Origin of the sequence: Aureimonas endophytica (assembly GCF_014642635.1) — a bacterium.
Classification (GTDB): domain Bacteria; phylum Pseudomonadota; class Alphaproteobacteria; order Rhizobiales; family Rhizobiaceae; genus Plantimonas; species Plantimonas endophytica.
The window spans coordinates 871,798-897,454 of sequence record NZ_BMIQ01000001.1 but is presented as its reverse complement, the minus strand read 5'-3'; the positions used below and the strand labels follow the sequence as shown (position 1 = coordinate 897,454).

22 protein-coding genes and 1 other RNA gene are annotated in these 25,657 nt (G+C 69.0%); 20 read left to right on the top strand and 3 right to left on the bottom strand.

Features of this window, described 5'->3' with window-relative positions; translation table 11 throughout:
• Window positions 1-6: 6 nt before the first annotated feature.
• Window positions 7-585, top strand: coding sequence for a nucleotidyltransferase family protein (locus tag IEY14_RS04510; RefSeq protein WP_188906978.1), 579 nt, complete (start codon window positions 7-9; stop codon window positions 583-585).
• On the opposite strand, the gene arsC is transcribed toward IEY14_RS04510, so the two are convergent.
• Window positions 582-995: an arsenate reductase (glutaredoxin) gene (gene arsC, locus IEY14_RS04505; protein WP_244639287.1), complete on the bottom strand. Its 414-nt coding sequence runs from the start codon at window positions 993-995 to the stop codon at window positions 582-584. The two genes, IEY14_RS04510 and arsC, sit on opposite strands and share 4 nt — an antisense overlap.
• Before the next feature lie 59 nt (window positions 996-1,054).
• Here arsC and rnpB point away from each other — a divergent pair.
• From rnpB to murB, 13 genes are all read left to right on the top strand, one after another.
• An RNA gene (gene rnpB / locus IEY14_RS04500) (RNase P RNA component class A) lies at window positions 1,055-1,463 on the top strand.
• Window positions 1,464-1,967: 504 nt separating this feature from the next.
• Window positions 1,968-2,426: a division/cell wall cluster transcriptional repressor MraZ gene (mraZ, locus tag IEY14_RS04495; RefSeq protein ID WP_188906976.1), complete on the top strand. Its 459-nt coding sequence runs from the start codon at window positions 1,968-1,970 to the stop codon at window positions 2,424-2,426.
• A complete protein-coding gene (gene rsmH, locus IEY14_RS04490; protein WP_188906975.1) occupies window positions 2,423-3,460 on the top strand; it encodes a 16S rRNA (cytosine(1402)-N(4))-methyltransferase RsmH in 1,038 nt (345 codons plus the stop codon). The genes mraZ and rsmH overlap by 4 nt, the downstream gene beginning before the upstream one ends.
• Before the next feature lie 3 nt (window positions 3,461-3,463).
• A complete protein-coding gene (gene ftsL, locus IEY14_RS04485; protein WP_188906974.1) occupies window positions 3,464-3,820 on the top strand; it encodes a cell division protein FtsL in 357 nt (118 codons plus the stop codon).
• 2 nt (window positions 3,821-3,822) lie between these two features.
• Window positions 3,823-5,532, top strand: coding sequence for a peptidoglycan D,D-transpeptidase FtsI family protein (locus tag IEY14_RS04480; protein ID WP_188906973.1), 1,710 nt, complete (start codon window positions 3,823-3,825; stop codon window positions 5,530-5,532).
• Window positions 5,533-5,600: 68 nt separating this feature from the next.
• Window positions 5,601-7,049, top strand: coding sequence for a UDP-N-acetylmuramoyl-L-alanyl-D-glutamate--2,6-diaminopimelate ligase (locus IEY14_RS04475; RefSeq protein WP_188906972.1), 1,449 nt, complete (start codon window positions 5,601-5,603; stop codon window positions 7,047-7,049).
• Complete coding sequence (locus IEY14_RS04470; protein ID WP_188906971.1) at window positions 7,046-8,503, top strand: UDP-N-acetylmuramoylalanyl-D-glutamyl-2,6-diaminopimelate--D-alanyl-D-alanine ligase; 1,458 nt, start codon at window positions 7,046-7,048, stop codon at window positions 8,501-8,503. The genes IEY14_RS04475 and IEY14_RS04470 overlap by 4 nt, the downstream gene beginning before the upstream one ends.
• Window positions 8,504-8,506: 3 nt before the next feature.
• Window positions 8,507-9,589 (top strand): phospho-N-acetylmuramoyl-pentapeptide-transferase, encoded by a 1,083-nt coding sequence (gene mraY / locus IEY14_RS04465; protein ID WP_188906970.1) that lies wholly within the window; start codon window positions 8,507-8,509, stop codon window positions 9,587-9,589.
• Window positions 9,586-10,977, top strand: a complete 1,392-nt coding sequence (gene murD / locus IEY14_RS04460; RefSeq protein ID WP_188906969.1) for a UDP-N-acetylmuramoyl-L-alanine--D-glutamate ligase — start codon at window positions 9,586-9,588, stop codon at window positions 10,975-10,977. Before mraY ends, murD begins: the two co-directional genes overlap by 4 nt.
• A gap of 3 nt (window positions 10,978-10,980) precedes the next feature.
• On the top strand, window positions 10,981-12,135 hold the full coding sequence (ftsW, locus tag IEY14_RS04455) for a putative lipid II flippase FtsW (protein WP_188906968.1): 1,155 nt from the start codon (window positions 10,981-10,983) through the stop codon (window positions 12,133-12,135).
• Between the two features lie 10 nt (window positions 12,136-12,145).
• Window positions 12,146-13,234, top strand: a complete 1,089-nt coding sequence (gene murG, locus IEY14_RS04450; protein ID WP_188906967.1) for an undecaprenyldiphospho-muramoylpentapeptide beta-N-acetylglucosaminyltransferase — start codon at window positions 12,146-12,148, stop codon at window positions 13,232-13,234.
• 34 nt (window positions 13,235-13,268) lie between these two features.
• Window positions 13,269-14,687: a UDP-N-acetylmuramate--L-alanine ligase gene (murC, locus tag IEY14_RS04445; protein WP_188906966.1), complete on the top strand. Its 1,419-nt coding sequence runs from the start codon at window positions 13,269-13,271 to the stop codon at window positions 14,685-14,687.
• Window positions 14,684-15,637, top strand: coding sequence for a UDP-N-acetylmuramate dehydrogenase (gene murB, locus IEY14_RS04440; protein ID WP_188906965.1), 954 nt, complete (start codon window positions 14,684-14,686; stop codon window positions 15,635-15,637). The genes murC and murB overlap by 4 nt, the downstream gene beginning before the upstream one ends.
• A 4-nt stretch (window positions 15,638-15,641) precedes the next feature.
• On the opposite strand, the gene IEY14_RS04435 is transcribed toward murB, so the two are convergent.
• On the bottom strand, window positions 15,642-16,904 hold the full coding sequence (locus IEY14_RS04435) for an MFS transporter (RefSeq protein WP_188906964.1): 1,263 nt from the start codon (window positions 16,902-16,904) through the stop codon (window positions 15,642-15,644).
• Complete coding sequence (locus IEY14_RS04430) at window positions 16,904-18,025, bottom strand: metallophosphoesterase family protein (protein ID WP_188906963.1); 1,122 nt, start codon at window positions 18,023-18,025, stop codon at window positions 16,904-16,906. The genes IEY14_RS04435 and IEY14_RS04430 overlap by 1 nt, the downstream gene beginning before the upstream one ends.
• Window positions 18,026-18,275: 250 nt before the next feature.
• Here IEY14_RS04430 and IEY14_RS04425 point away from each other — a divergent pair, with 250 nt between their 5' ends.
• The 6 genes from IEY14_RS04425 to IEY14_RS04400 all read left to right on the top strand — a co-directional run bounded on the left by IEY14_RS04425 (window position 18,276) and on the right by IEY14_RS04400 (window position 25,616).
• Window positions 18,276-19,199 carry a D-alanine--D-alanine ligase gene (locus tag IEY14_RS04425; RefSeq protein WP_188906962.1) on the top strand — a complete coding sequence of 308 codons (924 nt, stop codon included), beginning with the start codon at window positions 18,276-18,278 and terminating at the stop codon, window positions 19,197-19,199.
• The gene (locus IEY14_RS04420; protein ID WP_244639286.1) at window positions 19,187-20,104 is read left to right on the top strand and encodes a cell division protein FtsQ/DivIB; all 918 of its coding nucleotides are present in this window, start codon (window positions 19,187-19,189) and stop codon (window positions 20,102-20,104) included. The genes IEY14_RS04425 and IEY14_RS04420 overlap by 13 nt, the downstream gene beginning before the upstream one ends.
• Window positions 20,105-20,145: 41 nt before the next feature.
• Window positions 20,146-21,438 (top strand): cell division protein FtsA, encoded by a 1,293-nt coding sequence (gene ftsA / locus IEY14_RS04415; protein ID WP_188907388.1) that lies wholly within the window; start codon window positions 20,146-20,148, stop codon window positions 21,436-21,438.
• Between the two features lie 111 nt (window positions 21,439-21,549).
• The gene (ftsZ, locus tag IEY14_RS04410; protein WP_188906961.1) at window positions 21,550-23,145 is read left to right on the top strand and encodes a cell division protein FtsZ; all 1,596 of its coding nucleotides are present in this window, start codon (window positions 21,550-21,552) and stop codon (window positions 23,143-23,145) included.
• A gap of 300 nt (window positions 23,146-23,445) precedes the next feature.
• A complete protein-coding gene (gene lpxC / locus IEY14_RS04405) occupies window positions 23,446-24,393 on the top strand; it encodes a UDP-3-O-acyl-N-acetylglucosamine deacetylase (RefSeq protein WP_244639285.1) in 948 nt (315 codons plus the stop codon).
• Window positions 24,394-24,755: 362 nt separating this feature from the next.
• Entirely contained in the window at window positions 24,756-25,616 is an 861-nt protein-coding gene (locus IEY14_RS04400) for an outer membrane protein assembly factor BamD (RefSeq protein ID WP_188907387.1), read from the top strand.
• Window positions 25,617-25,657 lie beyond the last annotated feature (41 nt).

The following is a 25,657-nucleotide window of genomic DNA, read 5'->3' as shown; positions in this document are numbered from 1 at the left end:
GTTCGGATGACGGGCGACGAGTCGGAGCGTTTCATGCGGATCGTCTGCGCCGATCCGATCAACGCGGCGCTGCTGGAGCGGCTGGCGGCCTTGCGGATCGAGAACGGCTTCCTCGTCGCCGGCTGCCTGTTCCAAACCTATTGGAACCATCTCGCCGGACGTCCGGGCTCCCAGGGGATCAAGGACTACGACATCTTCTATTTCGACGGGCGGGACCTGTCCTACGAGGCGGAGGACGCGGTGCTGACCCGCATCCGCGCGGCGACGGCCGATCTCGGTATCGCGATCGACGTGAAGAACCAGGCCCGCGTCCATCTCTGGTACGAGAGGCGCTTCGGCCATGCCTATCCGCCGCTGCAGAGCTGCGAGGACGGGATCGAGCGCTATCTCGTCGCCTGCACCTGTCTCGGCATCGCGGTCGAGGACCGCCGGCTCTATGCGCCGAACGGCTTCGGCGAACTCTCGGCCGGTCTCCTGCGCCGCAACCCGAACAACTCCTGCGACCGAGCGCGCTTCCTCGAAAAGGCGGAATCCTACCGGGCGCGCTGGCCCTGGCTGCGGATCATGGACGAGCCTCTGGCCTAGCGGCTCGCCGACGCCGCCGGGCCGACCGTCTCGCCATCCTCCTTGGTGAAGCTCGGCACCGGGTGATCGAGAAGCGCCAGCACGGTTTCGGACGGCCGGCAAAGCGCGATGCCCCGGCCGGTGGCGACGATCGGCCGCTCGATGAGGATCGGATGGGCCAGCATCGCCTCGACGAGCGCCGCGTCGGACAGCGCCGGATCGTCGAGGCCGAGTTCGGCATAGGGCGTGCCCTTGCGCCGCAGGATGTCGCGCGGGCGCTTGCCCATGGCGTCGAGAAGGCCGAGCAGCGTCGCTCGGTCCGGCGGCGTCCTCAGATATTCGATCACCATCGGCGTCTCGCCGGACCGGCGGATCATCTCCAGGACGTTGCGCGACGTGCCGCAGGCGGGGTTGTGGTAGATCGTGACCATCGTCCTCATTCCGCGTGGCGGCTTGACTTCCGGGGCGCGAGGCCGCACCTCCTGGCGCGCCAGCCGGCCGGGCGGCCGCTCCCGTCATATGTCGAAAGACGGCGGGGGAGGAAAGTCCGGGCTCCACGGAGAAACGGTGCCGGGTAACGCCCGGCGGGGGCGACCCCAGGGAAAGTGCCACAGAGAACAGACCGCCCCGCCAAGCGCTCCGGCTCGCCGGCGTGCCTCGGGGTAAGGGTGAAACGGTGGGGTAAGAGCCCACCGCGCGACCGGCAACGGAAGCGGCAGGGCAAACCCCACCGGGAGCAAGACCGAATAGGGACGACGCGGCGGTTCACCCGCCAGCCCTTCTCCGGGCCGGTCGTCCGGGTGGGTTGCTTGAGGCGGCGCGCAAGCGCCGTCCCAGAGGAATGGTCGCCAGGCGGCTTCGGCCGTCGACAGAACCCGGCTTACAGGCCGGCTGGCCTCGCTTTCGCGAAACATCGGAGCTGACGAAGGAAAACCGCGTCGGCCGGCGCCGTCGCAATCTTTGGGCGCATCGCTGCCGATCCTGCGATTCGGGCGGGAAGCCTCTGTTCGCGGCGCCGAAATCGCCCTTGCAGGTCCCGTTTGGCATTGCCGCTGGCGGATAGCGATGGACGGCGAGCTTGTGCGGAGGTTGCGCCGCCGCGCGAGCGTTAATGCAAATTAACACCTTGTTAAAGTTGATGATTTATTGACGAGGGCGAAGCCTCGCCATTCGCGGCGGGAAGCCGTTCCCATTGACGCCCATGGATGCCCATGATACCCCAAAACCGAACTCGGAAGGCCGCAACCGGCCGTTTTCCGGGGTTTTCGGGCGCAACTCCGACGTGAGGGTCGGCGGCGGGTGGCAACTCCCGCCGTTGGGGCTTCGTGCGCCGCGCTCGCGCGGTGTCCGCGGCAATTCATGGGGCGCGCGGCGTCAGGGTCGGAGATGGGTCGCCGGAACGGATGGAGCGTTTTCTTTCCAATTCGGTCCACCGCATCGACGCGAAGGGGCGGGTCTCCATTCCTTCGGCCTTTCGGCAGGTTCTCGCGGCGCGCGGGTTTCGGGAGTTCTACGGCATGCAGTCGCTCGGCGAGCCGGCGATCGACGTCGGCGGAACGGATCTGTTGGAGCGTTACGAGGCGCGCATGGCGGCGGAGGACCCGTTCGGCGAGGTCCATGCCGACATGTCGCTCTTCGCCTATGGCGACGGGGCCTTCCTGAAGGTCGACCCGGAGGGGCGCATCGCGGTGACGGATTTCATCCGGTCCCATACCGGCATCACCGACCGCGTCGCCTTCGTCGGACGCAATCACTTCTTTCAGCTTTGGGAGCCGTCGCGCTTCGAGGCGCATCGCGCGAAGGCGCGGGAGCGGCTCCTTGCCCTGCGTCGCGCGGCTCCTTCCGGGACGGCGCCGGAATGATGGGGGACCACGGCACGGCTGACGCCGCGACCGATGGCGGACCGGTTTCCCACATTCCGGTGCTGCTCGCCGAAGTGCTCGACGCACTGCGGCCGAAGGCGGGCGAGACGATCGTCGACGGCACGTTCGGGGCCGGCGGCTACACGCGCGCGATCCTCGGGCGCGGCGCCGACGTCGTCGCGATCGATCGCGATCCGAACGCCTTCGCCAATGCCGAGCGCATGGCCGCCGTCTTCGAGGGGCGGATGCGGGCGGTCCATGGCCGCTTCGGCGACATGGCCGATCTCCTGCCGCCGCTGGCGGACGAGGGGGTCGACGGCGTCGTCCTCGATATCGGCGTCTCCTCCATGCAGATCGACGAGGCCGAGCGCGGCTTCTCCTTCTCGAAGGACGGGCCGCTCGACATGCGCATGGGGGCCTCGGGGCCGACGGCGGCCGATGTCGTGAACCGCATGAAGGCGGGCGACCTCGCGCGGATCTTCAATTTCCTCGGCGAGGAGCGTCATGCCGGGCGGATCGCCCGCGCGATCGAGACGCGCCGCGCCGAGCGGCCCTTCGCGCGCACGCTCGATCTGGCGCAGCTCGTCGGCAAGGTGGTCGGCCGGGCGCCGCAGGATCGGATCGATCCGGCGACGCGCGTCTTCCAGGCGCTGCGCATCTTCGTGAACGACGAGCTCGGCGAGCTCGCCCGCGCGCTCGCCGGCGCCGAACGCATCCTGAAGCCGGAAGGCCGGCTGGTGGTCGTGTCCTTCCATTCGCTGGAGGACCGCATCGTGAAGCGCTTCTTTCGCGATCGCTCGGAGGCGCCCTCGACCTCCCGCCATCTGCCGGACGCGCCCGCGCGCCCGCTGACCTTCGAGGCGCGGAACCGCGCCGTCGCGGCGCGGGACGAGGAGACCGCCGGCAATCCGCGCGCCCGCTCGGCCAAGCTCCGCTCCGGCAAGCGGACGGCCGTGCCGCCGCGCGGCGAGGCCGAGGCCCTCGACTTCGCCGATCTTCCCCTCGTCGCCGACCTGCCCGCCGCCGGAGCCTGAGACATGCTGAAGACGATCGACGCGATCCTGATCGCCGCGATGATCACCGGCGCGGCCTGGACCTTCAAGGTGAAGTACGAGGCCGAGGCGATCGAGGCGCAGGTCGCGGCCCTCGACCGCAAGGCGCAGCTCGAGCGCGAGACCATCGCGCTGCTCGACGCCGACTGGAGCCTCCTCAACCAGCCGGACCGCCTCCAGCGCCTCGCCGACGCCTATAAGAGCGATCTCGGCCTGGAGCCGATCCAGCCGCAGCAGATCGTCGAGGCCGAGGAACTGCCGCTGCCGCCCGTCCAGGCGGCGCCGGAGCCGGCGGCCTCCTCGCCCAAGCTCGCCGACAGCTCGAAGACCAAGGTGCGCTGACGATGCCGCTGCCGACGCTTCCCTTTCCGCCCTTCCGCAAGCGCGCCCGGACCGAGGCCGAGGCGCCCTTCGTCCGCCGCGAGCCGGTGAGCGGCAACCGTGTCCGCTTCAAGATCGCGATGGTCGCCTTCTGCTCGATCTACGCGATCATCGGCGGCCGGCTGGTCTGGTGGGGCGCCAAGCCCTCGGATGGGGGCGGCTATCACGGCTTCGCGCAGGTCGTGGCCGACCGGCCGGATCTCGTGGACCGCAACGGCGAGGTGCTGGCGACCGACATCAAGACCGCCTCGCTCTTCGCCGAGCCGCGCCGCATCCTCGACCCGGACGAGGCGACGGAGCTTCTCACCGGCGTGCTGCCGGATCTCAACGCCCGGCAATTGCGCACCAAGCTCGCCAGCGGCGCCGGCTTCGTCTGGCTGAAGCGCGAGCTGACGCCGAAGCAGCAGCAGCAGATCTTTGAGCTCGGCATCCCCGGCATCGGCTTCCGCACGGAGAAGCGCCGCTTCTATCCGGGCGGCAACACCGCCTCGCACATCATCGGCGCGGTGAATGTCGACAATCAGGGCATTGCCGGCATGGAGAAATATATCGACGACCAGGGCCTGCGCGACATCCAGAATCTCGGCCTTGCCGGCAAGAGCGAGCTGGAGCCGGTCAAGCTGTCGATCGATCTGCGGGTCCAGCACATCATGCGCGACGAGCTGGCCGCCGCGATGGTGCGCTACAAGGCGCTGGCGGCCGGCGGCGTGATCCTCGACGTCGAGACGGGCGAGGTGCTGGCGATGGCCTCGCTGCCCGACTACAATCCGAACGAGCCGGCGGAGGCCCTGAAGAAGGAGAACCTCAACCGCATGTCGGCCGGCGTCTTCGAGATGGGCTCGACCTTCAAGAGCTTCACCACCGCGATGGCGCTGGATTCCGGCAAGGTGAAGATCACGGACGTCTTCAACACCAATCCCTTCTACGTCCAGGGCTTCACCATCAAGGAGTTCCACTCCAAGCACCGGCCGCTCAGCGTGCCGGAGATCTTCCAGTATTCCTCGAATGTCGGCTCGGCGCACGAGGCGGACATCGTCGGCGTCGAGGGCCATCAGGCCTTCCTGACGCGGCTCGGCATCCTGTCGCGCATGAAGACCGAACTGCCGGAAGTGGCGACGCCGACGCAGCCGAAGGTCTGGAAGAAGATCAATTCCATGACCATCGCCTATGGCCACGGCGTCGCGACGACGCCGCTCCAGACGGCGGTCGGCGCCGTCGCGCTGATGAATGGCGGCTATCTCATCCCGCCGACCTTCCTGCCGCGCACGAAGGAGGAGGCCGACAAGCTGAAGAAGCAGGTCGTCTCGAAGCGGGTCAGCGACGAGATGCGCTATCTCTACGACCTCAACGGCGAGCGCGGCTCCGGCCGCTCGGCGCAGGTCAGCGGCTATCGCGTCGGCGGCAAGACCGGCACGGCCGAGAAGGTGGTGAACGGGCGCTATAGCGGCAACAAGAAGTTCAACGCCTATCTCGCCTCCTTTCCGATCGACGCGCCCCGCTATGTCGTTCTCGTCGTGATCGACGAGCCGCAGGTGGAAGAGGGCAAGAGCAACGCCCAGGCCGCCGCCAACGCGGCGCCGACAGCCGGCGCCATCATCCGCCGCTCGGCCGCGCTTCTGAAGGTGAAGCCGGTCTTCAAGGAACAAGGAAATTCCTTGCTCGTGTCCTACTGAGGCGTCAGAACGAGCCCGACGAGCCGGCCGGAAGCGCCGGCCCATCCACGAGGGGCGGGGCGCGGGAAATGAAGATTTCCGAACTGGCCGAAGGGCTTGCGAGCGGCGGCGAAGGTCGATTCGACGAGGTGACGGGGCTCGCCTCGGACAGTCGCCGGATCGAGGCCGGCCATCTCTTCGCCGCTCTCAGCGGCGTGAAGACCGATGGCACCGCCTTTCTCGCCGAGGCGGAAGAGAAGGGCGCCGTCGCGGTGCTGGCCGCCCGGAGCGCCGCGCCGTCGACGCGCCTGCCGCTGCTCCTCGCCGACGATCCGCGCCACGCGCTCGCGCTGATGGCGGCGCGCTTCCACGGGGCGCAGCCCGGCACGATCACCGCCGTCACCGGCACGGCCGGCAAGACCTCGATCGCCGCCTTCACCCGCCAGATCTGGACGAGCGCCGGCGAGAAGGCCGCCTCGATCGGCACGGTCGGCGTCGTCTCGCCGACGCGCAACGATTACGGCTCCCTGACGACGCCGGATCCGATCGCGCTGGCGCGGCTCCTCGCCGAACTCGCGGGCGAGGGCGTCAGCCATGTCGCGATGGAAGCCTCCAGCCACGGGCTCGACCAGCGCCGTCTGGATGGGGTGAAGCTCGCCGCCGCCGCCTTCATCAATCTCGGCCGCGACCATCTCGACTACCATCCCGACATGGAAAGCTATTTCGCCGCCAAGATGCGGCTCTTCGACACGCTTCTGCCGAAGGGCGCGCCGGCGGTGATCTTCGCGGACGATGTCTGGTCCGACCGCGCCACGGCCGTCGCGCTCCATTCCGGCGCCGATCTTCTCACCGTCGGGCGCAAGGGCACCTTCCTGTCGCTGAAGCGGCTCGAACACGAGCGCAGCCGGCAGATCGCCGAGATCGACCATGGCGGCCGGCTCTATCGCGTCGTGCTGCCGCTTGCCGGCGAGTTCCAGATGGCGAACGCGCTCGTCGCGGCGGGTCTCGCCATCGCCACCGGCGTCGATCCCGACATCGCCCTCGAAGCCCTGGAGAGCCTCGAAGGCGCGCCGGGCCGGCTCGATCTCGCCGGCACCACGCAGGGCGGCGCGCCCGTCTTCGTCGATTACGCGCACAAGCCGGAAGCCCTTGAGAACGTCCTTGCCTCCGTCCGGCCCTTCACGACGGGCCGCGTCATCGTGGTCTTCGGCTGCGGCGGCGACCGCGACAAGGGCAAGCGGCCGATCATGGGCGAGATCGCGACGCGGCTCGCCGATCTCGTCATCGTCACCGACGACAATCCCCGCTCCGAGGTCCCGGCGACGATCCGCGCCGAGATCCTCGCCGCCGCGCCCGGCGCGACCGAGATCGGCGACCGCCGCGCGGCGATCCGCGCCGCGCTCGGCGAGGCGAGGACGGGCGACACCGTCGTCGTCGCCGGCAAGGGCCACGAGCATGGCCAGACGATCGCCGGCGTGACCCATCCTTTCAGCGACCATGAAGAGGTTCGCGCCGCGATCACGGAGCTTGGCCGATGACCGAATGGCTGTGGGAGATCGACGCGCTGATCGAGGCGCTGGGCGGGCGGGCGCATGGCGCCATGCCGGCCGGCATCACGGGCCTCTCGATCGACACGCGCTCACTCCGGCCGGGCGAGGCCTTCTTCGCCATCAAGGGCGACCGGGTGGACGGCCATAGCTATCTCACCGCCGCCGGGGCCGCCGGGGCCTCGGTGCTGGTGGTGAGCGAGCGCAAGCTGCCGGCGCTCGGCAAGATGCAGAGCCCGTTCATCGTGGTGGACGACGTGCTGGCGGCGCTGGGGCGCCTCGCCATGGCCGCCCGGGCCCGCTCGAAGGCGCAGATCGTCGCGGTGACCGGCAGCGTCGGCAAGACCACCACCAAGGAGGCGCTGCGCCACGCGCTGGAGGCATCCGGCCCGGTCCATGCCTCGGCCGCCTCCTTCAACAATCATTGGGGCGTGCCGCTCAGCCTCGCGCGCCTGCCGGCCGAGGCTCGCTTCGGCGTCTTCGAGATCGGCATGAACCACCCGGACGAGATCCGGCCGCTGGTGAAGCTGGTGCGCCCGCATGTGGCGATGGTGACGCTGATCGCACCCGCCCATCTCGGCCATTTCGCCAGCCTCGACGAGATCGCCGCCGCCAAGGGCGAGATCTTCGAGGGCGTGGTCGAGGGCGGCACGGCCCTCGTCAATGCCGACGATCCCTTCGCCCCGGCGCTGGCTGGAATGGCGAAGGCCGCCGGGGTCAGCCGGATCAAGACCTTCGGCGAGCATCCTGAAGCGGATTATCGGCTGGTCGAGTTCCAGCCGCTCGCCGAGGGCGCGCACATGCGCGCCGCCGTCGAGGGCACGATGCTCGATGTCGGGCTGTCCTCGCCCGGTCGCCATATCGCGCAGAATCTGACGGCGGTGCTCGGCTGCGCCGCGCTCTTCGGCGCCAGCCTGCCGGCGACGGCGGCGGCTCTGTCCGGCTGGCGCGTCGGCAAGGGGCGCGGCGAGAAGCATCGGATCGCCTGGCCGGGCGGCGGCGAGGTCGAACTTCTCGACGAGAGCTACAACGCCAATCCGACCTCGATGCGCGCCGCGATCGCCGTGCTCGGCGCGACGCCGACCGGCGAGGGCGGCCGGCGCATCGCCATTCTCGGCGACATGCTGGAACTCGGCGACCAGACGCGCGAACTCCATGCCGGGCTCGCCGAGCCGCTGGAAGGGGCGCGGGCCGATAAGGTCTTCATGCTGGGCGAGGCGATGAAGGCGCTGGACGACGCGCTGGACGGGCGCATCGCCTGCGAATGGCACGAATCGGCCGGCGAGCTTGAAGCAAGCCTTCTCGGGCAGATTCGCAGCGGCGACGTCGTGATGGTGAAGGCGTCGAACAGCATGGGATTGTCGAAAATCGTGGACCGCATCATCGCCGCCCCCTCGGGACCGGCCGCCCGGCCTGCCGGCGCCGCGCCAGCGCGGGGCCGCTGACCCATGCTCGCCTTTCTCGGCCAGTTCGCCAGCGACGTCGCGGCGTTCAACGTCTTCCGCTACATCACCTTCCGCACCGCCAGCGCGATGATCACCTCGTTCATCGTGGTGTTCCTGTTCGGGCCGGCGACGATCGCCGCGCTGCGCATCCGCCAGGGCAAGGGCCAGCCGATCCGCGCCGACGGCCCGCAGACCCATTTCAAGAAGGCCGGCACGCCCACGATGGGCGGCCTGATGATCCTGACCGGCCTTCTCGTCTCGATCCTGCTCTGGGCGGAGCTGACCAATATCTATGTCTGGGCGGTGCTGCTCGTCACCGTCGGCTTCGGCGCGATCGGCTTCTACGACGACTATCTGAAGGTGACGAAGCAGAGCCATCTCGGCTTCTCCGGCAAGGCACGCCTCGCGCTCGAATTCGTCATCGCCCTGGCCGCGACCGGGCTGATCGTCCATGCCGGAACGGGCAGCTTCGCCACCTCGCTCGCCTTTCCCTTCGTGAAGTCGCTGCTTCTCGATCTCGGCCTGTTCTACATCGTCGTCGCCGGCTTCGTCGTCGTCGGCTCGGGCAACGCGGTGAACCTCACCGACGGTCTCGACGGCCTCGCCATCGTGCCGATCATGATCGCGGCGGCCGCCTTCGGCCTCATCTCCTATCTCGCCGGCAACATCCAGTTCGCCAACTATCTCCAGATCCATTACGTCGCCGGCACGGGTGAACTCGCCGTCGTCTGCGGCGCCGTCATCGGCGCGGGGCTCGGCTTCCTCTGGTTCAACGCCCCGCCGGCCGCGATCTTCATGGGCGATACCGGCTCGCTCGCCCTCGGCGGCATGGTCGGCACCATCGCCGTCGCCACCAAGCATGAGCTGGTGCTCGCCATCATCGGCGGCCTCTTCGTCATCGAGGCGCTGTCGGTGATCATCCAGGTCGGCTCATTCAAGCTCACCGGCAAGCGCGTCTTCCTGATGGCGCCTATCCACCACCATTTCGAGAAGCTCGGCTGGACCGAGAGCCAGGTCGTGGTGCGCTTCTGGATCATCGCCTTCATCCTCGCCTTCATCGGCCTGTCGACGCTGAAGCTGCGATGATCCCGGTCACCACTCTCAAGGGCGAGAAGGTCGCGCTCTTCGGCCTCGGCGGCTCCGGCCGGGCGACGGCGGAAGCGCTCGTCGCGGGCGGCGCGGACGTCACCGCCTTCGACGACAATCCGGCGAGCGTCGCGGCGGCCCGCGAGGCCGGCATTCCGACGGCGGATCTGCGCGGCTTCGACTGGCGGGGCACGCGCGCGCTCGTCCTGTCGCCCGGCGTGCCGCTGACCCATCCGAAGCCCCATTGGACCGTCGATCTCGCCCGCGCCGCCGGCGCGGAGGTGATCGGCGATGTCGAGCTCTTCGGGCGCGAGCGCCGGGCGACAGCTCCGACCTCCGCCTTCGTCGCGATCACCGGCACCAACGGCAAGTCGACCACGACGGCGCTGATCGCCCATTGCCTGCGGGCGGCCGGGCGCGACACGCAGCTCGGCGGCAATATCGGCACGGCCGTCCTGACGCTGGCGCCGCCGGCGCCGGAGCGCTTCTATGTCGTGGAGTGCTCCTCCTATCAGATCGATCTCGCACCGACGATCGAGCCCTCCGTCGCGATCCTCCTGAACCTCACGCCCGACCATCTCGACCGGCACGGCACGATGGAGAATTACGCGGCGGTGAAGGCGCGGCTCCTCGCCAAGGCCGGCACGGCCGTCGTCGGCATCGACGACGACCATTGCCGGGCGATCGCCGAGGCGCTGGAAGCCGAGGGCCGGCGGGTGCTGCGCATCTCGAACCGGACGGCGCTCGATGCCGGCGCGTTCTTCGCGGACGGCCGCGTCACCGCCCGGATCGACGGGCGCGAGGCGGTCTATCCGCTCGCCGGCATCGGCTCGCTGCGCGGCCGACACAATGGCCAGAACGCCGCCGCCGCCGTCGCGGCGCTGGCGTCCAGCGGGCTCTCCGCAGCCGAGATCGAGCATGGCCTCAAGACCTTTCCGGGTCTCGCCCACCGCATGGAAGAGATCGGCCGGCAGGGCCGGGTGCTCTTCGTCAACGATTCCAAGGCGACGAATGCCGAGGCGGCCGCGCCCGCGCTCTCGGCCTTCGAGCGCATCCACTGGATTGCCGGCGGCCTGCCGAAGGCGGGCGGCATCGCGGCGCTGGAGCCGCTCTTCGGCCGCGTCGCCAAGGCCTATCTGATCGGCGAGGCGGCGCCGGGCTTCGCCGCGACGCTCGGCGACAAGGTGCCGTTCGAGATCGCCGGCACGCTGGCGAATGCCGTGGCGCGCGCCGCAGAGGAGGCCGGAGCGACGGGCGAGGAGGAGGTCGTCCTCCTGTCGCCCGCCTGCGCCAGCTTCGATCAGTTCCGCAATTTCGAGGTCCGGGGCGACGCCTTCCGGACCGAGGTCGGCCGGCTCGCCGGTATCGAGATCTTCGCGAAGGGATAGGGCATGGCCGGGCGCGCGGAACGGGGCATCGTCGCGGACTGGTGGCGGTCGATCGACCGCTGGTTCCTGGCCGCCTTCATCTGTCTGATGGTGGGCGGCTTCGTCCTGTCCTTCGCGGCGAGCCCGCCGGTGGCGGAGAAGATCGGCCTCGAGCCCTTCCACTTCGTCAAGCGCCACGCCCTGTTCCTCATCCCGGCGATGACGGTGATGATCGGCACCTCGATGCTGAGCGCGCGGGGCATCCGCCGCCTGTCGCTCTTCCTCTTCGGCTCCTCGCTCGTCCTCATGGTGCTGGCGCTGTTCTTCGGCATGGAAGTGAAGGGCGCGCGGCGCTGGGTCGAGTTCGGCCCGCTGACCATCCAGCCCTCCGAGTTCATGAAGCCGGCCTTCGTCGTCATCTGCGCCTGGCTCTTCGCCGAGCGGGCGCGCAAGAAGGAGATTCCGGGCAATCTCTTCGCGATGATCCTGCTGCTCGTCGTCTGCTCGCTGCTCGTCGCCCAGCCCGATCTCGGCCAGACCATGCTGACGGCCGGCACCTGGGGCGGTCTCTTCTTCATGGCCGGCCTGCCCTGGCTCTGGATCGTCGTGCTCGGCGGTCTCGGCGTCGGCGGCTTCTGCGCCGCCTATCTCGTCTTCCCGCATGTCGCCTCGCGTATCGACCGCTTCACCACGGGCGAGGGCGACACGTTCCAGGTGGAGACCGCCTATCAGGCGATCCTGCGCGGCGGCTGGTTCGGCCAGGGGCCGGGCGAGGGCACGGTGAAGCGCATCCTGCCCGACAGCCATACCGACTTCGCCTTCTCGGTGATCGCCGAGGAGTTCGGCATCATCACCTGCATGGCGCTCGCCTCGATCTTCTGCTTCATCGTAGTGCGCGGCCTCTCCGTGGCGCTGGCGCAGCGCGACTATTTCTCGCGCCTCGCGATCTCGGGCCTCGTCCTCCTCTTCGGCCTCCAGTCGATCATCAACATGGCGGTGAACCTCCAGCTGATGCCGGCCAAGGGCATGACGCTGCCCTTCATCTCCTATGGCGGCTCCTCCATGACGGCCATCGCCATCTCCGCCGGCTTCATCCTGGCGCTCACCCGCAGGAAGCCCGAGAATTCCTCGCGCACGGCCGAATTGATGGCGCGTACGCTCGTGCTGCGCGGAGCCTGAGGCGAAGCGCATGGCGGGTCCGATCCTCCTTTCGGCCGGCGGTACCGGCGGCCATCTCTTCCCGGCCGAGGCGCTGGCGCACGAGCTGAAGGCGCGCGGCCACGAGGTGCATCTCGCCACCGACGAGCGGGCGGGTCGCTTTGCCGACCGCTTTCCGGTCGCGGCGCTGCATGTCATCCCCTCGGCGACCTTCGGCTCGAAGAATCCGGCCCGGATCGCCGCCTCGCTCTGGACACTCTGGTCCGGCTTCCGCAAGGCGGGCGCGACGATCCGCAAGCTGCGGCCGGCGGTGGTCGTCGGCTTCGGCGGCTATCCGACCGTGCCGCCGATGATGGCGGCGGTGCAGGCCGGGCGGCCGACGCTGATCCACGAGCAGAACGCGGTGATGGGCCGCGCCAACCGCTTTCTCGCGCCGCGCGTCCGCGCCATCGCCGCCGGCATTCCGCAGAACGGCGCGGCGCCGGCCGTCGCGGTGAAGATGGTCGTGACCGGCAATCCGGTGCGTCCTGCCGTGATCGAGGCGGCGGCGCAGCCCTATCGTCCGAGCGGACCGGGCGAGCCCTTCCGCCTCGTCGTCTTCGGCGGCAGCCAGGGCGCGCAGTTCTTTTCCGACGTGATGCCCGAGACGGTGCGCCTTCTGCCCGAAGAGCTGCGCCGCCGCCTCGTCGTGACGCAGCAGGCCCGCGCCGACGGCGAGGCGGCCGTGCGCGACTTCTATCGCGGCGCTGGGATCGCGGCGGAGGTCTCGCCCTTCTTCGGCGACATGGCGGCGCGGATCGGCGCGGCCCATCTCGTCGTCAGCCGCTCGGGTGCCTCGACCGTGTCGGAGATCGCCGTGATCGGCCGTCCTGCGATCCTCGTGCCTTACCCTTACGCCCTCGACCACGATCAGGCGGCCAATGCCGCGCGGATCGAGGCGGCCGGCGGCGCGATCGTCGCGCGCCAGTCCGACCTCACGCCGCAGCGGCTGGCGAGCCTCATCGCGGAGCTGGCGGGCGATCCGGCGAAGGCCGGCGCGATGGCCGCCGCCGCCCGCTCCACCGGCATTCCCGATGCCGCGCGGTTGCTTGCCGATCTCGTAGAGTCTATGGCCGCGTGACGCGAGCAAAGACAGTAGACGCCGGAGAAACCTCATGAAAATGCCGCCCAATATCGGCCCGGTGCATTTCATCGGCATCGGCGGCATCGGCATGAGCGGCATCGCCGAGGTGCTGGTGACGCTCGGCTATACGGTGCAGGGCTCGGACGCGGCCGAGAATGCCAATGTGCAGCGGCTGCGCGAGAAGGGCGTCGAGGTCTTCATCGGCCACAAGGCGGAAAATCTCGGCAAGGCCGAGGTCGTGGTCGTCTCGACCGCGATCAAGCGCTCCAACCCGGAACTCGCCGCCGCGCGCGAGCGCCTCCTGCCGATCGTGCGCCGCGCCGAGATGCTGGCCGAGCTGATGCGCTTCCGCCAAGCCGTCGCCATCGGCGGCACGCATGGCAAGACGACGACCACCTCAATGGTGGCGACGCTGCTCGATGCCGGCGGGCTCGACCCGACCGTCGTGAACGGCGGCATCATCAACGCCTACGGCACCAATGCCCGCATGGGCGGCGGCAACTGGATGGTGGTCGAGGCGGACGAGTCCGACGGCACCTTCCTGCGCCTGCCGGCCGACGTGGCGATCGTCACCAATATCGATCCCGAGCATCTCGACCATTACGGCACCTTCGACAAGGTGCGGGCCGCCTTCAAGGCCTTCGTCGAGAACGTGCCCTTCTACGGCTTCGCCGTGATGTGCCTCGACCACCCGGAAGTGCAGACGCTGGTCGCCGAGATCGAGGACCGCCGCATCATCACCTATGGCGAGAACATCCAGTCCGACGCGCGCTTCGAGAATCTGCGCATGGACGGGCCGCGCTCGACCTTCGACGTGGTGATCCGCGACCGCGTCTCCGGGGCGACGACCGAGATGCGCGACCTCGTCCTGCCGATGCCGGGCCGGCACAACGTCTCGAACGCCACGGCGGCGATCGCCGTCGCCCATCGCATCGGCGTGACGGTGGAGGCGATCCGCAGCGGCCTTGCGTCCTTCGGCGGGGTGAAGCGGCGCTTCACCCATACCGGCACCGTCAACGGCATCGACATCTACGACGATTACGGCCACCATCCGGTGGAGATCCGCGCGGTTCTGGCCGCGGCCCGGGCCTCGGCCAAGGGGCGGGTCGTCGCGGTCGTCCAGCCGCACCGCTTCACGCGCCTCCAGAGCCTCTTCCCGGAATTTGCCGCCTGCTTCAACGACGCGGACACGGTGGTGCTCGCCCCGGTCTATGCGGCGGGCGAGGAGCCGATCGAGTTCGTCAATTCCGAAATGCTGGTCGAGCGGCTGAAGCTCGGCGGCCATCGCGACGCGCGCCTCGTCGACGGCCCGGCGGAGATCGCGCCGCTGGTGCATCGCATCGCCGAGCCGAACGACATGGTCGTCTTCCTCGGCGCCGGCTCGATCACCCAATGGGCCTACGCGCTGCCGAAGGAGCTGGAGGCGCTGAACGCCCAGTATCCGCGATGAGCGGCGCGGCGCTTCTGGCTGCGCTGGGCGACCGGCTCGGCGCGATTCGCGGCCGGCTGACGCCCGATGCGGACATGGCGAAGATCACCTGGTTCCGCGCCGGCGGCTCGGCCGAGCTCCTGTTCCAGCCGGCCGACGAGGAGGATCTGGCGAACTTCCTTCGCGCGCTGCCGGAGGAGATTCCCGTCACCTGTGTCGGCATCGGCTCCAACCTCCTCGTGCGCGACGGGGGCCTCGAAGGCGTCGTCATCCGCCTGTCGGCCAAGGGCTTCGGCGAGGTGGTTCGCGTCGGTGCGACGCAATTGCGCGCCGGCGCCTCGGCGCCCGACAAGCGCGTCGCGGCGGCGGCGTTGGACGCCGGGCTCGGCGGCTTTCACTTCTTCCACGGCATTCCGGGCTCGATCGGCGGCGCGCTGCGGATGAATGCCGGCGCCAACGGCGTCGAGACGCGGCAGCGGGTGCGCGAGGTGCGGGCGATCGACCGGCGCGGCGAGCTTCACATTCTGTCCGTCGAGGCGATGGGCTATGCCTATCGCCATTCCTCGGCGGCGCCCGACCTCATCTTCACCTCGGCGTTGATGGAAGGGGAGCCCGCCGAGTCGGCCGAGATCCGCGCGCGGATGAACGAGGTGCAGCACCATCGCGAGACGGTGCAGCCGGTGCGCGAGAAGACCGGCGGCTCGACCTTCAAGAACCCGGACGGGACCTCCGCCTGGAAGGAGATCGATCGTGCCGGCTGCCGGGGTTTCAGGATCGGCGACGCGCTGATGTCGGAGATGCACTGCAACTTCATGATCAATGCCGGCGCGGCGACCGGCCACGATCTCGAACGTCTCGGCGAGACGGTGCGCCGGCGCGTCCACGAGACCTCCGGCATCCTTCTCCATTGGGAGATCAAGCGGCTCGGTCGCTTCGCGCCGGGGCACGAGGTTCAGGCCTTCGTCGCCTGACCCTTCAGGCCGGGGCGGGCGCGGGGCCGGCCCCGGCCGGCTTCGCCGCGCCGCCCGTCGCCTGCCGGATCGTGCCGGCGAAGACGGTCCAGAGCACGATCGAGCCGATGGCGAAGGCGCCGAGAATGGTGAAGGCGGTCGGATAGCCGAGATCCTGCGCCAGCCAGCCGCCGATCGCCGGGCTCAAGGAGGCGCCGACGCCCTGGACGGTCATCACCGCGCCCTGGCCGACATTGACGCGGCCCGTGCCGTCGAGAATGCGCTGGACGAGGGCGGGCACGGCGACGCTCTGCAGGCCCGCGCCGATACCGTCCAGCATCTGCACCGGGAAGACGCCCCAGGTCTTGATCAGATGGGCGGCGATCAGCCCGCGCACCGGCAGGGCGATGAAGGAGACCAGCATCACCAGCCAGTAGCCGCCGGTCTTGCGGCCGCCCATGCGCATGGCGAGGAGCGCGGTGCCGATCATGATCGCCTGGGCGACGACCACCGTGCTCGCGACGAAGAGCGAGCCGCCGCCGTCGCCCTTGGCGGCCGTCACGGCGAGGCCGTAGAGCGGCAGCATCGCGCCGTTGCCGAGATGGAAGAAGGCGAGGCAGGCGGCGAGGATGAGGAGCGGCTTGCATTCGAGCAGCGTCTTGATGCCGCTCGCCTTGTCGTCCTTGCCGCCCTCCTTCATGCCGCGCGCCGCCTGGTTGTCGATCGCCTCGCGCGGGATCAGCAGGACCGTCGCGATGGAGGCGAGGCCGAAGGCGGCGGCGAGGACGAAGATCCAGACATAGCCGAACTGCCAGCCGAGAAGCCCGGACAGGCCGGCCCCCACCATGTTGCCGGCATGGTTGAAGGCCTGGTTGCGGCCGTTCTGATCGCTGAATCCCTCGCGCTTCACGATGCCGAGGGTGATGGCGATGACCGCCGGCATGATCGCGGCGCCGGCGATGGCGGTCGCGACCTGCGAGGCCGCGACGACCCAGAATTCCTGCGAGACGAGGATCAGGCAGGAGGCGACGACCGTGCAGATGCCCGGCACGATGACGAAGATGCGCTTGCGGTCGCTGGCATCGATCAGCGCCCCGGCCGGAATGGTCATCAGCATGCCGGCGACGCCGCCGATCGTCATCACCGTGCCGATCCAGCCGGATTGCCAGCCATGGGCGAGAAGGAAGATGCCGAGGAACGGGCCGATGCCGGCCTGCATGTCGGCCATGAAGAAGTTCAGCCATTCGAGCGGCTTGCGATGATCGCCTGCCACGGAGGATCGAGCCATCACCATTTCCCTCCGTTGCGGTTCGGGCCGAGCTGGCCGCCGGGAATGCCATGTTCCGGCCAGGCGCGGACCGAATGGACGTCGTGGCCGGGCGCGACGATCGGCCGTCGCTTCGGCCGCTCCCGTCCGCGCCGGACGAGCACCTCGATCCGGTCGGTATCCGCTTGGCCATCGGTGCCGATCGCCGTCACCGCGAGGCGGTGCAGACCATCGGCGACCCCGTCGAAGCGCGCGGTCCAGCGCAGCCCGTCCTCGCTCGTCATCCGTCGCGGCGGGGCGTCGCCGAGCCGCGCCTCGACATGGCGCGGCGGATCGGCCGCGAAGACGCGGGCCCGCACCTCGAAGCCTTCTTCCGGGATCTGGGTCCGCGACTGGATATCTGTCGCGAGGCGGTGGTCGGCGGGCGAGGTAACGAGAACGAAGGGCCAAGGCGCGTCGAGGGCCTTGAAGCGCCAGGACAACACGTCGCCGTCGAGCGCGGAAAGCGAGAAGCCGGCGCCGCCTGCCTCCTCGATCTCGCCGGTGGAGCGCGTCGCGCCGTAGATCACGGCGCCGTCGTTCAGAAGGTCGTTGTAATGGGTATGGCCGGTGCCGACATAGGCGACCCCGGCCTCGGCGAAGGCCCGCGCCACGCTATCGCCTCCTTCGGTAAGATCGCAGGGGAAGGCGTGCATGAAAACGAGGGTCGGGGCGTCGCCCGGATCCTCCGCCAGCTGCCGGCGCAGCCAGGCCATCTGCCGCGCGCCGAGACGGAAGTCGGGTCCGCCCGAGCCGGCCGAGACGATGTCGAGAAAGAGGCAGCGCGCCCCGGCGATGTGCTCGAGGCGCGGCAGCGGCGCCGGCGCCAGGAGGGCGCGGAAGGTGTCGAGCGAGCCGGCTTCGAAGTCGTGGTCGCCCGGCAGGACATGCAGCGGCAGCGCGAGGCGGCCGGCCACCGCGGCGATACGGTGGAACTGCTCTTCCGTAGCGTGATTGGCGTTGTCGCCGGGCAGGACGGCGAAATCGACGGCCCCAGGACGCAGCCGGTTCGCCTCCTCGACGAGCCGGGCGAAGAGTTCGAGGCTCTCCCAGCCGTCTCCTTCGCACGCGTGGAGGTCGCCGAACTGTATCCAGCACGTCATGCGTCGCGTCCCGCGTTCGAATTGTTTTGTGAGCTCGCCTCGGAGCGCTCAGAGAACTGGCGGCGTCCCGGTTGGTTTCATTAACTTTTGGACAGGCCGGTGCCGTTGTGTCCGAAACGCCGCGCTTTCCAACGCCTTGCGAACGACCTTTCGATTTCGTTTCGCCGTTCCAGGGCGGTTAACCACACCTTAACCAAACGGGTCGCATCAATGGGCCTCAAGGCCCCGAGGGGCACGAGGATCATTGGCAATGCCGAAGCACGTCGCGGTTCTGATGGGCGGTTGGTCGAGCGAGAGGCCGGTCAGCCTTTCCTCCGGCAATGCCTGCGCGGCGGCGCTAGAATCCGCCGGGTTCACCGTCACGAAGATCGATGTCGATCGCGATGTCGGACAGGTGCTCGGCCAGCTCCGGCCCGACGTGGTGTTCAACGCGCTGCACGGTCCCTTCGGCGAGGACGGCACGATCCAGGGCATCCTTGAATATCTCGAGATTCCCTACACTCATTCCGGCGTTCTCGCCTCCGCCCTCGCCATGAATAAGGTGAAGGCGAAGACCGTCGCCAAGGCCGCCGGCGTGCCCGTCGCCGAGGCGAAGGTGCTGGAGCGGCGCGTCATCGCCGAGAAGCACGCGATGCCGGTGCCCTATGTGGTGAAGCCGATCGCGGAAGGATCGAGCTTCGGCGTGCTCATCGTGCGCGAGGACCAGGCGCATCCGCCGCAGCAGCTCCACGCCGCCGACTGGACCTTCGGCGAGATGCTGCTGGTCGAGCGCTTCATTCCGGGGCGCGAGCTGACCTGCGCGGTGATGGGCGACGTCGCCCTGCCGGTCTGCGAGATCGCGACGGAGGGCCACGCCTTCTACGACTACGATTCCAAGTACCTGCCGGGCGGCTCGGTCCATAAGATCCCGGCGCCGCTGCCGCCCTCCATCGCCCGCAAGGTGCAGGACTATGCGCTCGCCGCCCATCGCGCCGTCGGCTGCCGGGGCGTGTCGCGATCCGACTTCCGCTACGACGATCGCGGCGGCGAGAACGGCGAGGTGATCTGGCTGGAGATCAACACCCAGCCCGGGATGACGCCGACCTCGCTCGTGCCCGACATCGCCAGAGCCGTCGGCCATTCCTTTCCCGAGCTTCTGACCTGGATGGTGGAGGACGCCTCATGCCGGCGCTGAACCGGGGCGAGCGCGCCGAGCCGGTGATGGAGCGCTCGCTCGGCCGCCGGCGCGCCTTCCGCCTCTCCTATGTCGGGCGGCGCCTCGCGGCGCTCGGCCAGATCCTCTCGCGCACGCCCCTGCCGAACTTCGCGACGCTCGCGACCGTCGTCCTCGGCTCCACGACGCTCTACGGCATGTCGATCGGCGGCCACGCGACGGGGGCGATCGACAGCGTCGCGCAGCCGCTCGGTTTCTCGATCGACAAGGTCGATGTCGCCGGCAATACCGAGACCTCCGAGATCGACGTGCTTCAGGCGCTCTGGTCGACCGGGGCGCAGAGCCTGCCGGCGCTCGACGTCGAGGCGGCGCGCCGCACGCTGGAGGCGATGCCCTGGATCGACAAGGCCGCCGTCGCCAAGACCTATCCCGACCGCGTCTCGATCTCGCTGGTCGAGAAGAAGCCCTTCGCGCTCTGGCAGAAGGGCGGCGAGCTCGCGGTGATCGATCGCCAGGGCCGCGACATCATGCCCTATCTCGCCAATCGCTTTCAGAGCCTGCCCTTCGTCGTCGGCCCCGGCGCCGATGTCGCGGCGGCCCAATTGCTTGATGGATTGGAGAAAGTCCCCGAGCTTCGCGCAAGGGTGAAGGCCTACATTCGCGTCGGTGACCGGCGTTGGGACCTGCGTCTGGACAACGGCGTCACCGTCCGCCTTCCGGAGGAGGGCGCCGTCGAGGCTGCCGCGGACGTGGTGCGTATGGATAAGGAAATGGGCCTGTTGTCGCGCGATATCGCCGTGGTCGACATGCGCATCGCCGACCGCGTGACGGTGCGGCTGACGCCGGAGGCCGTGACGCGCCGGGATGCGGCCGTGAAGGAGCGCGACAAGCTGATCGCCCGCAGCAAGAAGGAGAAGCCGGCGTGAGCCTCAATCCCTTCAAGACCGGCAACAAGGCGCTGCCGCGCATGCGCGCCCTGCCGGGCCGGCGCACCCGCATCGTCTCGGTGCTGGATGTCGGCACCACCAAGATCACTTGCCTGATCGCCAAGCTGAAGCCGCGCGCCGACAGCGAAGTCCTGCCGAACCGCACCCATCAAGTCGAGGTGGTGGGCATCGGCTACCAGCGCTCGCGCGGCATCAAGTCGGGCGTCGTGGTCGATCTCGAGGCGGCGGAGAAGTCGATCCGCTATTGCGTCGACGCGGCCGAGCGCATGGCGGGTCTCACCATCGAATCCCTGATCGTCTCCGTCACCGCCGGCCGCCTCAAGAGCCTGCGCGGCCATGCCGAGCGGCAGGTGGATGGCGAGGCGGTCTCCGCCGGCGACGTGAAGCGCGTCCTCAACGGCGCGGCGCGCGCGCCGATCGATCGCGGCCGGCTGCTGCTCCATTCCGTTCCCTTCGACATGGCGCTCGACGGCGAGGGCAATCTCGAAAATCCCGTCGGCATGGTCGGCCGTGTGCTCGGCGCCGACGTGCATCTCCTGTCGGCGGAGGAAACGCCGCTGCGCAATCTCGAAGCCGCGATCAACCGCGCCCAGCTCGTGGTCGAGGCCTTCGTCGCGACGCCCTTCGCCTCGGGCCTCGCCACGCTCGTCGACGACGAGGCCGAGATGGGCTCGGCCTGCATCGACATGGGCGGCGGCTCGACCACGATCGGCATCTTCCAGAACGGCCGCTTCGTCTATGCCGATTCCGTCGCGCTTGGCGGCCATCACATCACGATGGATCTGGCGCGCGGCCTGTCGATCCGCCCGGAACATGCCGAGCGGCTGAAGGTGATGCACGGCTCGGCCATGAGCGAGATGCTGGAGGATTCCGACACGATCGAGGTGGCGCCGCTCGGCGACGAGGAGGCCGACGCGCCGATCAACGTCGCGCGCTCGCTCGTCGCCCGCATCATCCGGCCGCGCGTCGAGGAGACCTTCGAGCTGATCCGCGACCGGCTCGCCGCCTCCGGCCTCGGCCATGTGATCGGCAAGCGCGTGGTGCTGACGGGCGGCGCGAGCCAGCTCGCCGGCCTCCAGGGCGCGGCGCGCTCGGTGATGCAGCGGAACGTGCGTCTCGGCCGCCCGCTCGGCGTCGCCGGCCTCTCGACCGCCAACAAGAGCCCGGCCTTCGCCACCTCGGTCGGTCTCCTGATCTATCCCCAGGTCTCGACCATGGAACATTTCGCCGAAGGGTTCTCGGCCGCCGACATGGTGTTCGACGAGCGCACGCCCGTCGGCCGGGTCGGGAACTGGTTTCGAAGAAGCTTCTGACGGGCGCCGAGCCCCCGGAATCCAGCCATGCGCGCGCCGCGCGCCTTAGTGAAGTCCAACGAAAGACGGCCGGCGCGGCGCTGCGGCCCGAGATCGAAAAAGGAACAGGAAATGGCCCTCAGCCTCGCCAAGCCCGACATCACCGAGCTGAAGCCCCGCATCACCGTGTTCGGTGTCGGCGGCGGCGGCTGCAACGCCGTCAACAACATGATCGATGCCGGCCTCGAGGGCGTCGAATTCGTCATCGCCAACACGGACGCCCAGGCGCTGCGGTCCTCGCGCGCCGAGCGCATCATCCAGATGGGCGTCGCGGTGACCGAGGGTCTCGGCGCCGGCTCGCAGCCCGAGGTCGGCCGCGCCGCCGCCGAGGAATCGCTGGACGAGATCTGCGACCATCTGCTCGGCTCGCATATGTGCTTCGTCACCGCCGGCATGGGCGGCGGCACCGGCACGGGCGCCGCGCCGGTCGTCGCCCGCGCCGCCCGCGAGAAGGGCATCCTCACCGTCGGCGTCGTGACGAAGCCCTTCCATTTCGAAGGTCAGCGCCGCATGCGCATCGCCGACCAGGGCATTGAGGACCTGCAGAAGAATGTCGACACGCTGATCGTCATTCCGAACCAGAACCTCTTCCGCATCGCCAACGACAAGACCACCTTCGCCGACGCCTTCGGCATGGCCGACCAGGTGCTCTATTCGGGTGTCGCCTGCATCACCGACCTGATGGTGAAGGAAGGCCTGATCAATCTCGACTTCGCCGACGTGCGCTCGGTGATGCGCGAGATGGGCAAGGCCATGATGGGCACGGGCGAGGCGTCGGGCGACGGCCGCGCCATGGCGGCGGCCGAGGCGGCGATCGCCAATCCGCTGCTCGACGAGACCTCGATGAAGGGCGCCAAGGGCCTGCTCATCTCGATCACCGGCGGGCGTGACCTGACGCTCTTCGAGGTCGACGAGGCCGCGACCCGCATCCGCGAGGAGGTCGATTCGGACGCCAACATCATCCTCGGCGCCACGTTCGACGAGAATCTCGAAGGCGTCATCCGCGTTTCCGTCGTCGCCACTGGCATCGACAAGACCGCGACGGAGCTCGCCGAGCGCCCGATCGAGGTGCGCCATGCGCCGATGATGCAGCGCCCGGGCGCCGCCCAGCCGGCTCCCGCCATGGCTCAGCCGGCGCCCGCGCCGCGCCCGGCCCCGATGCCGGCCTACGAGGCCCCGGCCGCCATCGCCCAGCCGGCGCCGGCCGCCCCGGCGGCGATGCCCGCCGCGATGGAGGACGACTTCACCGCCGCGCTCGAGGCCGAGATCGCCCAGGCGACCATCGCCGCCCCGGCGCCGCAGCCGGCCATGCGTCGCGAGGCGGCCGCCCCGGCCCGCATGCCGCGCGTCGAGGACTTCCCGCCGATGGTGCAGGCCGAGGTGACGCAGCGCACCGCGCAGGTCGAGCCCGCCCCGACGGGCGCCGAGGACAAGGGTCCGGTCTCCGGCCTGCTCGGCAAGCTCACCCGCGGCCTGTCGCGCCGCGAGCAGGAAGAGGCGCAGCAGGCCGTCGAGACGCGCCAGCCGGCCCGTCAGGTCGCGCCGAACCCCTATGCGCCGCGCCGCCCGGCCGCCGAATCCCCGTCGCGGCCCCAGAGCTCGCAGCGCCCGATGAGCGACGACGAGCAGCTGGAGATCCCGGCCTTCCTGCGCCGCCAGTCGAACTGATCCGAGCGCGTTGCCGATGAGGCACAGTCCCGCCGTCGCGAGATGGCGGGACAAACATTTTAACTATTGGAAATAACTGTCGATTTAGCATTGGAAGTCGAGACCCCTCAGTAACAGGGGGTTAGAATCCGTGATTTGGCCGAAATGCAACGCCCCCGTACTTTGTCAGTTGGACAAGCATGACGGATCGTGCCTCCGGCGCCCCCTCCCGGCGCCGAAGGCCAGCAAGCCGAAACGCCATCTCGGACGGATAGTAGTCTCGCCGCTGGGATGCGGTTTCGGTGTAAGGAACTGCCAGACGTGATCATTTATCAGCAGACGATCGGGGATCGGGTCGAGTTTTCGGGTGTCGGCGTTCACTCGGGAAAGCCGGTCTCCCTCCATCTCGTTCCCGCCGGCATCGACTGCGGCGTCACGTTCCATATCAAGGATGCTTCGGGCGGAACCAAGGCGATCGCCGCCCTGTCCTCCAATGCTCCGGCCACCGATCTCGCCACGATCATCGGCGATCCGAGCGGTGCGCATGTCTCCACCGTCGAGCACCTGATGGCGGCCCTCTACGCCATGAACATCGACAATGTGATCGTCGAGATCGACGGCCGCGAAGTGCCGATCATGGACGGCTGCTCGGCGGCCTTCGTGGCGGCGATCGAGCGCGTCGGCATCGAGCGTCAGGCGGCCAAGCGCCGCTACATCCGCGTCGTGAAGCCGGTTCGCGTCGAGACCGCCGCCGGCTGGGCGGAGTTCCTGCCGCATTACGGCACGCGCTTCGAGATCGAGATCGACTTCGCCGCCAAGGCGATCGGCCGCCAGACCTTCTCGGCCGAGCTGACGCCGACCCTGTTCAAGTCCGAGGTCTCCCGGGCCCGCACCTTCGGCTTCATGAAGGATGTCGAGCGGCTCTGGGCCTCCGGCCACGCGCTCGGCTCCTCGCTGGAGAACTCGGTCGTGATCGGCGACGACGGCCGCGTGATCAACCCGGACGGCCTGCACTATGCCGACGAATTCGTGCGTCACAAGGCGCTCGACGCGATCGGCGACCAGGCGCTCGCCGGGGCGCGGATCCTCGGCTGCTACCGTTCCTATCGCGGCGGCCATAAGCTGAACGCGCTGGCGCTCCAGGCGCTGCTGCGCGACGGCGCCGCCTATGACATGATCGAGCTGCCCTCGCGCCGCCGCGACATCGTCCGTCACTCGCCGCTGATCGCGGCCGTGGCGGCCCCGGCCTACGGCCCGCAGACGCTCTGATTCTCCCGTCGCGGACCGGTGGTGGCCCGTGCGAATCGTGATTCTCGCGGCGTCGTGATCACATTTCCGCGCGAGGCTCGTCATAGCCCCGTCAGGTAAGGCATCGGCGTCCCGATCCGGTCGTCACGCGCCGGATGTCCTCGCTTCATCTTCAGGGTGTATGTCCTTTACCGGCGCGAACTTCGGTCGATCGAAGCATCGCGCGCGCATAACGCTGCGGCCGGGGGCGGCAAGACTCCACCGCCTTAAAAAAGGCGTCATAAACGCTTTCTCAACATTGTGGGGGCCCGGCGCGTTCGGTAGAACGCAGCGGCCATTCTGGGGACGATCAGGGGGAAGTCGTAGCCATGCGCAGCGTCGTGATGCGGGCGTCGTCCGCTCGGCTCGTCATTTGTACGGGCCTTACCCTCGCGAGCGCGATGTCGCTTTCGGGTTGCCTGTTCGGGGGCGGCAAGGACGATGTCGATCCGTTGGCGCTCGCCGCCCAGACGGAGCCCGCCGACAAGCTCTACAACCAGGGCCTCGCCAATCTCGACGGCGGTCGCCTCGGGGAGGCGACGAAGAAGTTCGAGGCGATCGACCGCCAGTATCCCTATTCGGAATGGGCCCGCAAAGCTCTGGTGATGCGGGCCTTCGCCGCCTATCGCAACGGCGACTACGACACGGCCGTCGCCTCGTCCAAGCGCTATCTCGCGACCTATCCCGGCACGTCCGAGGCGGCCTATGCCCAATATATCATGGGCCTGTCCTATTTCCGGCAGATCCCGGACGTGACGCGCGACCAGCGCGACACGGCCCGCGCCGTCGGCGCCATGCAGGAAGTGGTCGACCGCTATCCTGAGTCCGAATATGCCGAGGACGCGCGGTCCAAGATCCGCGTCGCCCGCGACCAGCTCGCCGGCAAGGAGATGCAGGTCGGCCGCTACTATCTGGAGCGCCGCGAATATCTGGCTGCCATCAACCGCTTCAAGACGGTGGTCGACCAATATCCGCAGACGCGCCATGTCGAGGAGGCGCTGTCGCGCCTGACCGAGGCCTATTACGCGATGGGGCTGACGCAGGAAGCCCAGGCCTCCGCCTCGGTGCTCGGCCAGAACTTCCCCGATTCGCAGTGGTACAAGGATTCCTACGCCCTCCTGCAATCGAAGGGCCTGGAGCCGCGCGCGGCCACCGGCGATTCCTGGTTCACCAAGGCGACGCGGGCGATCACCGGCGCGGGCTGAGGCGCGTCGCCCTTCGTTGACAAGCCGGGTGTCTGGACCAA

Excerpts from the sequence above, each read along its gene's own strand:
- IEY14_RS04510 (WP_188906978.1), top strand. The coding sequence starts at position 7 with ATGACGGGCGACGAGTCGGAGCGTTTCATGCGGATCGTCTGCGCCGAT.
- arsC (WP_244639287.1), bottom strand. The coding sequence starts at position 995 with ATGGTCACGATCTACCACAACCCCGCCTGCGGCACGTCGCGCAACGTC.
- mraZ (WP_188906976.1), top strand. The coding sequence starts at position 1,968 with ATGGAGCGTTTTCTTTCCAATTCGGTCCACCGCATCGACGCGAAGGGG.
- rsmH (WP_188906975.1), top strand. The coding sequence starts at position 2,423 with ATGATGGGGGACCACGGCACGGCTGACGCCGCGACCGATGGCGGACCG.
- ftsL (WP_188906974.1), top strand. The coding sequence starts at position 3,464 with ATGCTGAAGACGATCGACGCGATCCTGATCGCCGCGATGATCACCGGC.
- IEY14_RS04480 (WP_188906973.1), top strand. The coding sequence starts at position 3,823 with ATGCCGCTGCCGACGCTTCCCTTTCCGCCCTTCCGCAAGCGCGCCCGG.
- IEY14_RS04475 (WP_188906972.1), top strand. The coding sequence starts at position 5,601 with ATGAAGATTTCCGAACTGGCCGAAGGGCTTGCGAGCGGCGGCGAAGGT.
- IEY14_RS04470 (WP_188906971.1), top strand. The coding sequence starts at position 7,046 with ATGACCGAATGGCTGTGGGAGATCGACGCGCTGATCGAGGCGCTGGGC.
- mraY (WP_188906970.1), top strand. The coding sequence starts at position 8,507 with ATGCTCGCCTTTCTCGGCCAGTTCGCCAGCGACGTCGCGGCGTTCAAC.
- murD (WP_188906969.1), top strand. The coding sequence starts at position 9,586 with ATGATCCCGGTCACCACTCTCAAGGGCGAGAAGGTCGCGCTCTTCGGC.
- ftsW (WP_188906968.1), top strand. The coding sequence starts at position 10,981 with ATGGCCGGGCGCGCGGAACGGGGCATCGTCGCGGACTGGTGGCGGTCG.
- murG (WP_188906967.1), top strand. The coding sequence starts at position 12,146 with ATGGCGGGTCCGATCCTCCTTTCGGCCGGCGGTACCGGCGGCCATCTC.
- murC (WP_188906966.1), top strand. The coding sequence starts at position 13,269 with ATGAAAATGCCGCCCAATATCGGCCCGGTGCATTTCATCGGCATCGGC.
- murB (WP_188906965.1), top strand. The coding sequence starts at position 14,684 with ATGAGCGGCGCGGCGCTTCTGGCTGCGCTGGGCGACCGGCTCGGCGCG.
- IEY14_RS04435 (WP_188906964.1), bottom strand. The coding sequence starts at position 16,904 with ATGGCTCGATCCTCCGTGGCAGGCGATCATCGCAAGCCGCTCGAATGG.
- IEY14_RS04430 (WP_188906963.1), bottom strand. The coding sequence starts at position 18,025 with ATGACGTGCTGGATACAGTTCGGCGACCTCCACGCGTGCGAAGGAGAC.
- IEY14_RS04425 (WP_188906962.1), top strand. The coding sequence starts at position 18,276 with ATGCCGAAGCACGTCGCGGTTCTGATGGGCGGTTGGTCGAGCGAGAGG.
- IEY14_RS04420 (WP_244639286.1), top strand. The coding sequence starts at position 19,187 with ATGCCGGCGCTGAACCGGGGCGAGCGCGCCGAGCCGGTGATGGAGCGC.
- ftsA (WP_188907388.1), top strand. The coding sequence starts at position 20,146 with ATGCGCGCCCTGCCGGGCCGGCGCACCCGCATCGTCTCGGTGCTGGAT.
- ftsZ (WP_188906961.1), top strand. The coding sequence starts at position 21,550 with ATGGCCCTCAGCCTCGCCAAGCCCGACATCACCGAGCTGAAGCCCCGC.
- IEY14_RS04400 (WP_188907387.1), top strand. The coding sequence starts at position 24,756 with ATGCGGGCGTCGTCCGCTCGGCTCGTCATTTGTACGGGCCTTACCCTC.